Here is a 12,549-nt window from a genome sequence, read left to right as displayed (position 1 = left end):
CCCTTACCCCGACCATATTAAAAATCCTCGTATCGAAAGATACGGGGATTTTTTTTGTCTGCTGAAAATCTCAAACGCGACGCAAAAAAATGTGGGAGCTGGCTTGCCTGCGATAGCGGTCTGTCAGCCAACCTATTTGCTGCTGACCCGCCGCTATCGCGGGCAAGCCCGCTCCCACACTGGTTCGTGTGGTTAGTGCAATTTGAGTCTTGGCTCAGTGCCCCGCCCGATCTTGCTGCCCAGCATCAACATCGCCGTACGGAAGAAGCCGTACAGCGCCATTTGGTGCATGCGGTACAGCGACACATAGAACATCCGCGCCAACCAGCCCTCGAGCATCACGCTGCCGGTGAGGTTGCCCATCAAGTTACCCACAGCCGAGAAGCGCGACAGCGAAATCAGCGAGCCGTAATCGGTGTACTTGTAGGACGGCAGGTCCTTGCCTTCGATCCTCAGTTTCAGCGATTTGGCCAGCAGCGAAGCCTGCTGGTGAGCTGCCTGGGCGCGTGGCGGTACATTGCGGTCGGTGCCGGGTTGCGGGCAGGCGGCGCAGTCACCGAAGGCGAAAATGTTTTCGTCACGGGTGGTTTGCAGGGTCGGCAGCACTTGCAGTTGATTGATGCGGTTGGTTTCCAGGCCGTCGATGTCCTTGAGGAAGCCCGGCGCACGGATGCCGGCAGCCCACACCTTGAGGCTGGCAGGGATCACTTGGCCACTGCTGGTGATCAGCGCGTCGGCCGTCACTTCGCTGACGGCTGAGTTGGTCAGCACAGTGACGCCGAGTTTCTCCAGGGTTTTATGCACAGGTCCGCCAATGCGCTCCGGCAACGCTGGCAGTACGCGCGGGCCGGCTTCGATCAGGGTGATGTGCATGTTTTCCGGTTTGATGCGGTCCAGGCCGTAGGCTGCCAGCTCATGGGCCGCATTATGCAGCTCGGCGGCGAGTTCGACGCCCGTGGCGCCCGCGCCGACGATGGCGACGCTGATCTGCTCAATGGTATCGGTCTGCCCGGCATGGGCGCGCAGATAGTGGTTGAGCAGTTGCTGGTGGAAGCGTTCGGCCTGCTTGCGGGTGTCGAGGAACAGGCAGTGTTGCGCTGCGCCCTCGGTGCCAAAGTCATTGGTGGTACTGCCGACCGCGATCACCAGGCTGTCATAGCCCAAAACGCGCGCAGGCACCAGTTCGCGGCCCTCTTCATCGAGGGTGGCAGCCAGCTGGATTTTTTTCTGCTCACGGTCAAGCCCGCTCATGCGCCCCAGCTGGAACTCGAAGTGGTTCCATTTGGCCTGGGCGACATAATTGAGTTCGTCTTCCGATGAGTTCAGCGAGCCGGCTGCCACTTCGTGCAGCAGCGGTTTCCAGATATGGGTCAGGTTGGCGTCCACCAGCGTGATGCTGGCGGTGCCGCGCTTGCCCAGAGTCTTACCCAGGCGGGTAGCCAACTCCAGGCCGCCGGCGCCGCCGCCGACGATAATAATACGATGGGTCATGGGGATATCTCGCAAGGCTAAAAGAAATCGGAGCAGTTACCCTCGCGAGCGCCACGCAGCTCATAGCGTCAGGTAACTCAAAAGGCGGCTCAGCAGACCGAGCCCGATCACTGCCACCAGCACCACACCAAGGAGCAGCCACGGCCGGAAAGGCTTGCGCTCGACTCGGTTCTGGGAGAGTTGCAGGTACTCTTCGACATGCTGTTGGTCGTCGGGTTTCAGGCGGCTGGTCATAAAGGCCTCGTCAGGTAGACGTTGCAAAAGGGCGCCACGTTACAGTCAGGGGGTTGGCGGTGTTGCCACAAGCGTAGCCTGTGCCCGCGTCACAGGCTGATGCCGACGTCGAATACTATGCTGCGGCCCAGGTTGTTGCGCAAGAAGTCCGGGGCGTCCGGGTGGGCAAACAACACGCGGGCAAAGGTCGGCCCCACCAATGACAGCGAGCGCCAGCCCTGGCGCAGGTATTCGGTGGGTGGCGGGAAATGGCTGTTGAGGTCGAGCACCTCACGCTTGAGGCTGGTGAAGGCGATGAGGTCGAGTTCACCCAGGTCCATCCCGCGTTCCTTGTAGTTATGTGCTTTTTTGCGCAAGGTCGGTGCCAGGCGCAGCAGAAACTCATGCGCCGGGATACGCCGCGGCTTGGCCTCGCGCCGCACCAGTTGGCTCAGGGAGAAGGCGCTGCGCCGACGCAGCAACTCATCGCGCCATTCGTCGTTCAAGCGGCGCCCCTCATCCAGCACGAAAAACACCTCGAAACTGGCATCGCGAAACAGCACGTCCGGCGGCTCCTGGCCTGCGGGGTGAAACTCTTCGGCTCGGTAGGGCACATTCAAGCCTTGCAGCAGGCGCTGGCAAACCCAACGCTCGCGCTCCCATTTGCGGGCATTGGACAGGAACGCGTTGGCTTGTTCGGCCGCTACGGTGAGCAGGCGCAAATAATCTGAGTCATCCATATTGGCAGCTTAGCGTTCAAATGATGACCGCAGGAAGTCCTGCGTTAAAACGCCGGTCTAGACTGGTTATTCGACCGTTATCCCGAGTGGGGAGTGTGCAGTGAAGTTTTTCGAATACAGCTCAGCCACCGCGTTGCGCCAGGCATTGGAGCAGGTGAAGCCGTGATCAGTGCCGCCGTGCTGGCGCCCGAAACCCTCAGCATCGGCTGGCTGCTGTATGCGCCAGTGGTGATGTGGGCGATTCTGCGCTCGCCGTGGGTCGAGCTGTTTGCCGACCGACGGCGTCAGCATTTGCTGTTCGGCACGGTGTTCGCGTTGTTCATGCTGTGGCTGGTGCGTCGAGATTTCGACACGGGGGTTTCCTACCACTTCATCGGCATGACCGCCGTAACCCTGCTGCTCGACTGGCCCCTGGCGATCGTTGGAGGGCTGGCGGCGCAATTTGGCCTGGTGCTGCTGGGGCGTCAGGACTTGGCCGCCGTTGGCGTCAATGGCCTGCTGCTGATTGTTTTACCGGTATTGGTCACCGAAGCTTGCGCGCTGCTGGTGGAGCGGGCACAGCCGCGAAACCCATTCGTTTATATCTTCTGTTCCGGCTTTTTTGCCGCCGCGCTGTCGGCGCTCCTCTGCCTGTTGGCCGCGTTGGGCTTGCTGTGGTTCGACGGGCGTTTTGCGATGCCCGAATGGCTGGAGGACTTCGTCGGTTACCTGTGGCTGATCATTTTTCCCGAAGCTTTTATCAACGGCATGGTCATCAGTGCGCTGGTGGTGTTCAGCCCGGAATGGCTGGAGACCTTCAACCGCACGCGCTACCTCTCGGCGCCTTGGAAGGACGACGATTCGCGGCGTTGACCCAGATCAAATCCCGTGCGGCCGCGCAGGCTCATGCTCCGCGAAACTTTTATGCGCAAGGCGGGAGCACGGATCATGAGTGTGTATGAATGGGCACGGCAGGAGTTGCGCAGAAGCCAGGACGCGGCTCAGGAAATCGGCTTCGACCCAGGCTTGACCTTGCGCGCCATGCTCAGTGCAGTGGTACAGCAGAGTAAGGGCGTGCGCAGCTTTGAAGACCTGGCCGACGAGCTGCAATACCTTGCAGAAAACCTCGACGACCAGCAGGAATACGCCTTTATGCGGCCTTAGTGTTTAGGCTGAAAGTCTTCGGAGAACAGGTCATCCTCGGCATCCGGGCTGACCGGAATCTTGTGCTCTTCCGATGCCCAGGCGCCCAAATCAATAAGCTTGCAACGGTCCGAACAGAACGGCCGATTAGGGTTGGTCGCGTTCCATTCCACGGGGGCACCGCAGGTTGGGCAGTCGACGGTCAAGGGTTGGCTCATGATCGGCCTCCACGCAAAGTAAGGTAAAAGTGGTGCAGTCGCTCGACTTCGCTGTGCAGCCAGGCGAGGTCCTTGTCATTGACCAGCACGTCATCGGCATGGTTCAGGCGGTCTTCGCGGCTGGATTGTGCCTTGAGTATCGCCTGCACCTGTTGCTCGCTGATGCCGTCGCGCAGCAGGGTACGCTGAATCTGCAGCGATTGCGGCACGTCGATCACCAGGATGCGCTGGGTCATGCTGTACTGGCCGGATTCGATCAGCAGCGGCGATACCAGGATCGCGTAAGGCGAACGCGCGCGCGCCAGGTGGCTGCGAATTTCCTCGCCAATCAGCGGGTGCAGCAAGGCCTCCAGCCAGCGGCGTTCTTCGGGCACTTCAAAGATCAACTTGCGCAACGCGGCGCGGTCCAGCTGGCCGTCGGGTTGCAGCACGCCTTCACCGAAATGCTCGGCGATGCGCGCCAAGGCCGGACGGCCAGGCTCAACTACCCAGCGAGCGGCATGGTCGGCGTCGACCAGGTCGATGCCCAAGTCGATAAAGTGCTGGGCGGCAGCGCTTTTACCGCTGCCGATGCCGCCGGTGAGGCCAAGAATCCAGGGTGTTGCAACAGAAGTGGTCATCTGAAACCGACAGACTGCAAATAGAAGTCGGTTATTTGACCACCCCAGAGCAATGCAATCCAGCCGGCAATTGCCAGGCACGGACCAAATGGCATCGGTGTCGATGCCTGGGACTGGCGCAAGCGCATCAGTATCAGCCCGGCAAACACCCCGAGCAACGAAGCCATCAGCAGTGTCATCGGCAGGATCTGCCAACCACCCCAGGCGCCGAGCAGGGCCAGTAACTTGAAGTCGCCATGGCCCATTCCGTCCTTGCCGGTGACCAGTTTGAACAGCCAGAACACCGTCCACAGGCTCATATAACCGATGACCGCGCCCCATAGCGCATCGGGCAGGCTCGTCAGCAAGCCGAAGCTGTTACCGATCAGACCCAGCCAGAGCAGTGGCAGCACCAGCGCATCCGGCAGCAATTGATGTTCCACATCAATCAGGCTCATCGCTAGCAACCCCCAACTCAACAGCAGCACCGCGCCTGCTTCCCAGCCAACGCCGAAATGCCAGGCCACCATGGCTGAAATCAGCGCGCATGCGAGTTCTGTGAGGGGGTAACGGGCGCTGATAGGTTCGCGGCAGTGCGCGCAACGCCCCCTGAGCAACACGTAGCTAAGCAGTGGAATATTTTCCCAAGGGCGAATCGGCTGGTTGCACTGCGGGCAGCAGGAGTTGGGCTGTGCGAGGTTGTAAACGGGCCCCGCGGGATCAGCCGGAAAACCAAGGATTTCCTGGGCCTGGGCGCGCCATTCACGCTCCAGCATTTTCGGCAGGCGCCACGCCAGCACGTTGAGGAAGCTGCCGACGATCAGGCCCAGCACCAGCGCCGTCGCCACGAAGAGCCACGGTCGTTCACTCAGCAACAGGCTCAAAATGCCGTACCCAACTGGAAGACCGGCAAGTACATGGCGATGACCAGGACGCCAACGATGCCGCCCAGCACCACCATGATCAGAGGCTCCATCAGGCTGGTGAGGTTATCGACCACGTGTTCCACGTCGGCCTCGTAGTGGTTGGCAACCTTTTCCAGCATGCGGTCGAGGGTGCCCGATTCTTCACCAATTGCCGTCATCTGGATCGCCATGCCGGGAAACAGGCCGCTGCCGGCCATGGATTGATTCAACTGCATGCCTGTGGATACATCGTGACGCATATGTTCGATCGCCTGTCTGAACACCCCATTGCCCGTCGCACCGGCCACGGATTCAAGCGCCTGCAGCAATGGCACGCCCGCCGCAAAGGTCGTCGAGAGGGTGCGCGCGTAGCGGGCAACGGCGGATTTTCTCAGCAGTGTGCCTGCCAGGGGCGTGTTCAACAAACCGGCGTCCATCCAGTGACGCAGTCCAGGGGATTTACGGTAAGCATGTCGAAGCCCGAAAAATACGGCTGCCAGGCCTGGCGCAAGCAGCCACCAACTGCGTTGCAGGAACTCGGACAAGGCGATGATACTCAGCGTGATGCCGGGCAGTTTGCCGTTAACCCCGGCAAACAGGTTCTGGAACTGCGGCACCACGTGGATCAACAGGACCGAGCTGACCAGGCAGGCGACCACGATGACGGCGATCGGGTAGGTCATGGCCTTCTTGATTCGTGCTTTCAACTGCTGGCTTTTTTCCAGATGAATCGCCACCCGTTCCAGCAGCGTTTCCAGAGCCCCGGCCTGCTCTCCGGCGGCAATCAGGTTGCAATACAGGTCGTCGAAATAGCGCGGGTGTTTGCGCAGCCCCGCCGACAGGTTATTGCCGCCGGCGACTTCGCGTTTCAAGTCTTGGACCAGCTCGCGCATCAGGCGGTGGTCGATGCCTTCGCGGATGATGTCGAAGGCTTGCAGCAGCGGTATGCCTGCGCGCAGCAATGTCGCCAGCTGGCGGGTAAACAGCGCAATATCGGCGGGTTTTATCGGCGATGCGAAGCGTGGCAATCGTGGGGACTGCTTGCGTACGCGGCCGGGGAAGATCCCTTGCTGGCGCAAATGGGCCTTGATCAGCGCAAGGCTATGCCCCGCGGTTTGCCCGGATACCCTGCGGCCTTTGCGGTTGGTGCCTTCCCAGGCGTAGATCGTTGAAGCGTCATTCATGGCACGTGCCCGCACACCGGTAGTGGAAGATTTATAGCTTAGTCAGGCGACGGAGTTGGGCAGGCGCTTCACGCACGATAAAATGTCAGATTGTGCGTCTTGGGCGCGATTGGCCGCCCGAGGATGAGTACACTGGCGCCGCTGCAAATTGCGGGGCGCAGGACGCGCCCTGTCATGGGTTTTATTTCTGGAGAGTGAATGTGATGCGTCAGAAAGGCTTTACCTTGATCGAGTTGTTGATCGTCGTGGCAATCATCGGCATTTTGGCCACCATCGGCTTGCCGATGTACACCAAGCACCAGGCCAAGGCCAAGTTTACGGCGGGGCTGGCTGAAATTTCAGCGCTGAAGGCAGGTTACGAGGACACGCTCAACCAGGGCACAGTGCCGACGCTTGCCTTGATCGGCGGCACCAGCCCGACCGCCAATTGCGCGATCAGCGTGGCCGGGGACGTGGCCACCGGCGCCGGGTCCATCAGTTGTGAAATCCTCGATGCGCCGGCGCCCGTGCTGGGCAAAACCATCACCTTGACGCGCAGCGCTACCACGGGCTGGAAATGCGCCACCACGGCGGATGCGCAATACGTTGCCAAAGGCTGCGGCGCCGACGGCGCATGACGGCTGCCGGGCGGTAGGCGAGTTAGTTGCCGCATGCCCAATGCGGTGCTAGCTTTAGCCCACCGCCCGTGTAGCTCAGTTGGTAGAGCAGCGCACTCGTAACGCGAAGGTCGCAGGTTCGACTCCTGTCTCGGGCACAGAGGCAACACTGTTTCAAAGGCAACGTTTTCAGATGATCCCAGAATGGTTCTGAAGGCCAGACGAGGCGGCATTCGTGCCCACTCTTTTGTATCTGCGCAACCTTGATGACCCAGATGCATCCCCATTCCTTGATCTAAGAGAACAAACATGACCGCACAAGAAATGACCCAGGAAGCGCGCCACGAAGCCGCCCTCAAGAAGTACGTTGCTGAGTCGCCGGAACTGCTGGATGAGATCAAGGACCTGAGTGCCGATGATCAAAGGGACCAGATCCAATGGTCATTTGAGGATGAGGCCGAGGCCCAGGGCCTGCAGCCTTGGGAGCTGACCCTCAAGTACACCTCCACCCCCGAAGCGTTCGAGGCGGCACGCCTCGCCTTGCACAAGGAGGCTGCCGAGGTGCTGGGCGTCGATTGGAACGAGTATTGCGGGATGAACAATCTCGCGATCTGAGTCGCTTTCCAGGTAGATGCGAGGGTGCACCGAGTGCGCTCTCGCTCCTGCCGACCTCAGATGCTCAGGCGCATCGACAAATCCACCGCCTTCACATCCTTGGTCATTGCACCGATGGAGATGTAGTCCACGCCGGTTTGCGCGATGGGCAGCAGGGTGGTCTCGTTGATGCCGCCGCTGGCTTCCAGCTTGGCCTTGCCGGCGTTCAAGCGCACGGCTTCACGCATGTCATCCAGGCTCAATTCGTCGAGCATGATGATGTCGGCGCCCGCCGCCAGTGCTTCGCGCAGTTCCTCCAGACTTTCCACTTCGATTTCCACCAGCTTGCCTGGCGCGATCTTGTGGGCGGCTGTAATCGCCTGGGCAATACCGCCACACGCAGCGATATGGTTTTCCTTGATCAGGAACGCGTCATACAAACCGATGCGGTGGTTGTGGCACCCGCCACACGTCACGGCGTATTTCTGCGCCAGGCGCAGGCCCGGCAGGGTTTTGCGGGTGTCCAGCAACTTGACCTGGGTGCTGGCGACAAAGTCCGCCAGGTACTGGGCGCGCGTGGCGACACCTGACAGCATCTGCAGGAAGTTCAGCGCGCAACGCTCCCCGCTGAGCAGCGAACGGGCCGGGCCTTCAAGGTGAAACAGCACCTGGTTGGGGCTGACCCGCTCGCCGTCGGCCACCTGCCAATGCACCGCGACCCGTGGGTCGAGCTGGCGAAATACCGCATCCACCCAGGCTGTACCGGCAATAACGGCGGCGTCGCGGGTGATGATCGTGGCTTTGGCCAGCCGTTCGGCCGGGATCAGCTGCGCAGTGATGTCGCCGCTGCCGATGTCTTCCAGCAGTGCGCGGCGCACGTTGGCTTCGATTTCGGCGGTGAGGTCGGCAAGACGGAGATTCGGCATAACAGGCTCCACAAACAAAGTGCCTCGATTATAGGGGCTGTGCGCCGTCGAACCCAGACTCCCTACTCATTTACAGCGCGGTGGCAGAGTTTGCTGGCGCAACTGACCTCATTTGCAAGATAATCTCGCGCCTTGCAATTGGCGTCATAGCTTTGACGTCCTGGTGATAACCGGTTTTAGCAGTCCTTCATTGGGCCTGTACCTGTTCGTTCCCCACCCCAACACCGCCGTTTCAGGAGGCCAGGATGCACATTGACGGAAAGGTGGTGCCCATCAACAAGGCACAGGCCACGCCATCGCCGCTTGCGCGACTGCCGGTGGTGCTGCTGCAGGTTCGCGACAAGGCTGCACAGCAGTTGCAGCAAGGTCTGCAGGAACTGTTTGATAACGCCGACGACACCCTGTTCGAAATGGCCGACAAAGCCCGCAGCAACGTCGACCACCATATTTTCTTTGAAGCCATGCGTGACTTGCGCCTCAAGCGCAAGAATTTCGAGCGCGTGTTCATGGAGCAACTGTTTGCTGCGTTCGCCAACCTCGGCCAGACCGTGCGCGGCGAGGCGCACATGGTGCCGGTGATGTCTTACGAAGCTGCGCCGGGTACCTCCAGTGATGACCTGGAAAAAGCCGTGGCGCTGGAGGCCATGCTCGGCCGGGTGCGCCATCGCGATGGCCTGGCGTTGGCGCAACTTGGCGCACGCTTGAGCGCGGTGTTGGGCACGTCGCTGGATGAGCGCGATAACCCGTTGGGACCGGCGCTGTTGTGTGAGTTCTTTTTGCGCGCGGGGCGCAGCCTGGGTGTGGAAATCCGCGTCAAGCTGATCATGCTCAAACTCTTCGAAAAATACGTCCTCAGCGACGCTGACCAACTGTTCGGCGAAGCCAACCAGTTGCTGGTCGCCACCGGGGTTTTACCCGAACTCAAGGCCGTGCCGTCGCGTCGCCCGGGTGGGCGTGCAGCCCGGGAACAACAGCAAGAGGGCAGCCCGCCGGACGTCGAACCGCCGTTTGACGAGAATGGCCAGGAAGCGTTTGCCGCCTTGCAGAAACTCTTGGCGGTTGTGCGCGGCAGCGTTGCGCCTACCCTTGAAGCCAGCGCCGAACCGTACCCCATTGCCAGCCGCGACCTGCTGCGCCTGCTGTCCCATCTGCAGCAATACGTGCCGGAGCCTGAGGCCGAGGACGATTTCGACCTGCGCAACCAGCTCGAACAACTCTTGACCCGTGTCAGCGTCAAGAGCGGTAAATCCCGCGTGGTGGAGGACGCCGATGAGGACGCGATCAACCTGGTCGCGTTGCTGTTTGAGTTCATCCTTGATGACCGCAGCGTGCCTGATGCTTTCAAGGCCCTGATCGCTCGCCTGCAGATTCCATTGTTGAAGGTAGCGGTGCTGGACAAGAGCTTTTTCAGCCGCTCCGCGCATCCCGCCCGGCGTTTGCTCAATGAAATCGCCGCCGCAGTGATTGGCTGGAGCCCGTGCGACGACTATCAGCGTGACAGCCTGTACCGGCGCATTGAGCAGGTGGTGCAGCGTTTGCTCAATGAATTCGTCGAGGATCAGGCAATCTTTTCCCAGTTGCTGGCGCAGTTCACCGTGTTTACTGCCGATGAGCGGCGCCGCAGTGAGTTGCTTGAACAGCACACCTATGAGGCCGAGGAAGGGCGCGTGCGCACTGACGCTGCGCGCCAGCGCGTGGCCGACGTGCTCAACCGGCGGCTGCTGGGCAAGCGATTGCCGCAGGCCGTGGTGCAGTTTCTCCACCAGGCCTGGAGCCAGGTGCTGTTGTTGGCCAGCCTCAAGCACGGCGAACAGTCGGTGCAGTGGCAGGCAGGGCTGCGCACCATGGACGAGTTGATCTGGAGTGTGGGCCTGCAAAAAGACACCGAGGCGGGCCGGCACCTGCTGGAGCAGCTGCCCGGGCTGCTCAAGGCATTGCGTGACGGGTTGACTAGCGCAGCGTTCGATCCTTTCAGCACCCGTGATTTTTTTGTGCGCTTGCAGGCGATGCATGCGCATTCTATTGAAGGCGACTGCGTCGACACGTTGATCGAGGTGAGTGAGCCGTTTGTGCTCAATAGCGAATCACCGGGTTCAATCGAGCAACTGCCGGGTGATGATCCCGACTTGCTGAAGGCTTACCAGATGCGCATTGGCGGCTGGTTTGAATTCCGGTCGGACGAAACAACCGCCCTGCGCGGCAAGCTGACGGCGATCATGGCTCCAGCCAATAGCTATATTTTTGTCAGCCGTGCCGGGCTCAAAGTTCGAGAGGACAGTGCCGTTCAGTTGGCCAGGGCGTTCAAGCGTGGCGCACTGCGCAGCGTGGACGATGGGCTGCTGTTCGACCGTGCACTGGCCGCCGTGATTGGCAACCTGCGTCAACTCAATCGCGGCAAGTGATCGCAACCACAGGGCTGAACGCGGCATACTGGTAACACCTCGTCTCATTTCAGGATCCTGTATGCAGTTGGACCCCATCAGCGGTTGGTGCCAGGGCATTGTTCATTGCCCTTCGCCCAACTTCAACGAGCGCCCCACAGGCGAAATCTCACTGTTGGTGGTGCATAACATCAGCCTGCCCCCGGCGCAGTTCGCTACCGGCAAGGTGCAGGAATTTTTCCAGAATCACCTGGATGTCACGGAGCATCCCTACTTTGAAGGGATTGCCGACCTACGGGTGTCAGCGCATTTTCTGATTGAGCGCGACGGTAAGGTCACGCAGTTTGTGTCCTGCCGGGACCGCGCCTGGCATGCCGGGGTGTCCAGCTTCGAGGGGCGCGAGGTCTGCAATGATTTCTCGCTGGGGATTGAGCTGGAAGGCACCGACGAGCTGCCGTTTACCGAGGCTCAATATGCGTCACTGATCGAGCTGACGCGCCAGCTGTTGGCGGCTTACCCGAGCATCACCCACCCGCGCATTTGCGGTCATAGTGACATCGCACCGGGACGCAAGACCGACCCGGGCCCGGCTTTTGATTGGACGCGCTTTCGCAGCGCCCTGCAGGATGGAGGACACGCACGATGAGTTTCCTGGTGTTGGTGCTGGCAGTGTGGATCGAGAAGTTCTCGGCCTTGCGCCTGCGGTTGCAGCGCGACGGCGGATGGTTGCGGGAGCTGGCCAAGTTGGAATCAAGCCCGCGCATGGGCAAGCGGCCTTGGTTGATCCTTGTCGTACTGGTGTTGTTGCCGGTGGCCTTGTTGGGGCTGCTGCTGTTGGTACTGGAGCCGGTGGCTTATGGCTTGTTGGCGCTGCCGGTGCACTTGCTGGTGGTGATTTATAGCCTGGGGCGTGGTGATCTGTTGGCAGGGCTTGGGCCGTTTCGTGATGCGTGGCGCCGTGGTGACTTACAGGCGGCTGAACATGTGGCTGAGCGCGACCTGAAGATTGCGGCTGACAGCGGGGAGCAACTGCTGGAGCGTGTTCAGGGGCATCTGTTGTGGCAGGCCTATCAAAGTTTTTTTGCGGTGATTTTCTGGTATTTCCTGCTGGGGCCGGTGGCGGCCCTGGCGTATCGTTTGTTGGCGCTGGCCAGTGAGCACAGTCAGAACCCGCTGGTGGCTGAGCGTGCCGGGCAGTTGCGTCATGCGTTTGACTGGCTGCCGGTGCGGCTTTTGGCGGCGAGTTTTGCGTTGGTGGGCAATTTTGTTGCGGTCGGGCGGGTGATGTTGCATGAGTTGCTGAGCTGGGATATCAGCGCGGCGCAATTGGTGGAAAAAGTCGGTTTGGTGGCGGCGGAAATTCCCGCGCCGGTGGTGGGGGCTGACGGTATCAACAGTCTGGATCGGTTGTGGGAGTTGCTGCTGCGTGCGGCGGTGCTTTGGTATGCCGGGTTTGCGATCTGGACAGTGTTGCCTTAGGGGGGCGTGGTGGGGGTATATCCGTTATTTGGGTGATGGCTGCTTAGGGTTCCGCCCTTACGGCGGCTCACTTTGGAAAAGCCCCAAAGTAAGCAAAGGGC

The 12,549-nt window shown here is 60.6% G+C and carries 16 protein-coding genes and 1 tRNA gene; 9 read left to right on the top strand and 8 right to left on the bottom strand.

Annotation, left to right across the window (positions count from 1 at the left end; genetic code table 11):
* On the top strand, positions 1 to 196 hold a 196-nt coding region (locus WBB95_RS03420; RefSeq protein WP_424486296.1), incomplete at its 5' end, for a hypothetical protein.
* Here WBB95_RS03420 and WBB95_RS03415 read toward each other — a convergent pair.
* The 3 genes from WBB95_RS03415 to WBB95_RS03405 form a co-directional block, all read right to left on the bottom strand.
* Entirely contained in the window at positions 193 to 1,491 is a 1,299-nt protein-coding gene (locus WBB95_RS03415; RefSeq protein WP_065900570.1) for an NAD(P)/FAD-dependent oxidoreductase, read from the bottom strand. The genes WBB95_RS03420 and WBB95_RS03415 overlap by 4 nt on opposite strands.
* Positions 1,492 to 1,551: 60 nt before the next feature.
* A complete protein-coding gene (locus WBB95_RS03410; protein WP_424486295.1) occupies positions 1,552 to 1,725 on the bottom strand; it encodes a DUF3094 family protein in 174 nt (57 codons plus the stop codon).
* An 89-nt stretch (positions 1,726 to 1,814) separates the two neighbouring features.
* The gene (locus tag WBB95_RS03405; RefSeq protein WP_053254334.1) at positions 1,815 to 2,444 is read right to left on the bottom strand and encodes a DUF1780 domain-containing protein; all 630 of its coding nucleotides are present in this window, start codon (positions 2,442 to 2,444) and stop codon (positions 1,815 to 1,817) included.
* A gap of 162 nt (positions 2,445 to 2,606) precedes the next feature.
* Between WBB95_RS03405 and WBB95_RS03400 the strand changes: the two genes are divergently transcribed.
* Positions 2,607 to 3,296: an energy-coupling factor ABC transporter permease gene (locus tag WBB95_RS03400; RefSeq protein WP_424486294.1), complete on the top strand. Its 690-nt coding sequence runs from the start codon at positions 2,607 to 2,609 to the stop codon at positions 3,294 to 3,296.
* A 75-nt stretch (positions 3,297 to 3,371) separates the two neighbouring features.
* Positions 3,372 to 3,587 (top strand): hypothetical protein, encoded by a 216-nt coding sequence (locus tag WBB95_RS03395; RefSeq protein WP_003171680.1) that lies wholly within the window; start codon positions 3,372 to 3,374, stop codon positions 3,585 to 3,587.
* On the opposite strand, the gene yacG is transcribed toward WBB95_RS03395, so the two are convergent.
* From yacG to WBB95_RS03375, 4 genes are read right to left on the bottom strand one after another with little or no spacing between them, the layout of a single operon-like run.
* Positions 3,584 to 3,784: a DNA gyrase inhibitor YacG gene (yacG, locus tag WBB95_RS03390; protein WP_424486293.1), complete on the bottom strand. Its 201-nt coding sequence runs from the start codon at positions 3,782 to 3,784 to the stop codon at positions 3,584 to 3,586. The two genes, WBB95_RS03395 and yacG, sit on opposite strands and share 4 nt — an antisense overlap.
* Positions 3,781 to 4,404 (bottom strand): dephospho-CoA kinase, encoded by a 624-nt coding sequence (coaE, locus tag WBB95_RS03385; protein ID WP_424486292.1) that lies wholly within the window; start codon positions 4,402 to 4,404, stop codon positions 3,781 to 3,783. The genes yacG and coaE overlap by 4 nt, the downstream gene beginning before the upstream one ends.
* A complete protein-coding gene (locus WBB95_RS03380) occupies positions 4,401 to 5,267 on the bottom strand; it encodes a prepilin peptidase (RefSeq protein WP_424486291.1) in 867 nt (288 codons plus the stop codon). Before WBB95_RS03380 ends, coaE begins: the two co-directional genes overlap by 4 nt.
* Positions 5,264 to 6,472 carry a type II secretion system F family protein gene (locus tag WBB95_RS03375; RefSeq protein ID WP_424486290.1) on the bottom strand — a complete coding sequence of 403 codons (1,209 nt, stop codon included), beginning with the start codon at positions 6,470 to 6,472 and terminating at the stop codon, positions 5,264 to 5,266. The genes WBB95_RS03380 and WBB95_RS03375 overlap by 4 nt, the downstream gene beginning before the upstream one ends.
* 203 nt (positions 6,473 to 6,675) lie before the next feature.
* Between WBB95_RS03375 and WBB95_RS03370 the strand changes: the two genes are divergently transcribed.
* From WBB95_RS03370 to WBB95_RS03360, 3 genes are all read left to right on the top strand, one after another.
* A complete protein-coding gene (locus WBB95_RS03370) occupies positions 6,676 to 7,089 on the top strand; it encodes a pilin (protein WP_424486297.1) in 414 nt (137 codons plus the stop codon).
* Positions 7,090 to 7,153: 64 nt separating this feature from the next.
* Positions 7,154 to 7,226: transfer RNA gene (locus WBB95_RS03365), tRNA-Thr, on the top strand.
* A gap of 151 nt (positions 7,227 to 7,377) precedes the next feature.
* Positions 7,378 to 7,683 carry a DUF6388 family protein gene (locus tag WBB95_RS03360; protein ID WP_424486289.1) on the top strand — a complete coding sequence of 102 codons (306 nt, stop codon included), beginning with the start codon at positions 7,378 to 7,380 and terminating at the stop codon, positions 7,681 to 7,683.
* A 56-nt stretch (positions 7,684 to 7,739) separates the two neighbouring features.
* On the opposite strand, the gene nadC is transcribed toward WBB95_RS03360, so the two are convergent.
* Complete coding sequence (gene nadC, locus WBB95_RS03355; protein WP_424486288.1) at positions 7,740 to 8,588, bottom strand: carboxylating nicotinate-nucleotide diphosphorylase; 849 nt, start codon at positions 8,586 to 8,588, stop codon at positions 7,740 to 7,742.
* 245 nt (positions 8,589 to 8,833) lie between these two features.
* Between nadC and WBB95_RS03350 the strand changes: the two genes are divergently transcribed.
* From WBB95_RS03350 to ampE, 3 genes are all read left to right on the top strand, one after another.
* Positions 8,834 to 10,990 (top strand): DUF1631 domain-containing protein, encoded by a 2,157-nt coding sequence (locus WBB95_RS03350; protein WP_424486287.1) that lies wholly within the window; start codon positions 8,834 to 8,836, stop codon positions 10,988 to 10,990.
* 61 nt (positions 10,991 to 11,051) lie between these two features.
* Complete coding sequence (gene ampD / locus WBB95_RS03345; protein ID WP_424486286.1) at positions 11,052 to 11,615, top strand: 1,6-anhydro-N-acetylmuramyl-L-alanine amidase AmpD; 564 nt, start codon at positions 11,052 to 11,054, stop codon at positions 11,613 to 11,615.
* Positions 11,612 to 12,448 carry a regulatory signaling modulator protein AmpE gene (ampE, locus tag WBB95_RS03340; RefSeq protein ID WP_424486285.1) on the top strand — a complete coding sequence of 279 codons (837 nt, stop codon included), beginning with the start codon at positions 11,612 to 11,614 and terminating at the stop codon, positions 12,446 to 12,448. Before ampD ends, ampE begins: the two co-directional genes overlap by 4 nt.
* Positions 12,449 to 12,549 lie beyond the last annotated feature (101 nt).

The sequence above is a fragment of the Pseudomonas sp. genome (assembly GCF_049645325.1).
GTDB lineage: Bacteria > Pseudomonadota > Gammaproteobacteria > Pseudomonadales > Pseudomonadaceae > Aquipseudomonas.
The sequence above is the reverse complement of the archived record's forward strand: the minus strand, read 5'-3'. Positions and strand labels throughout refer to the sequence as shown.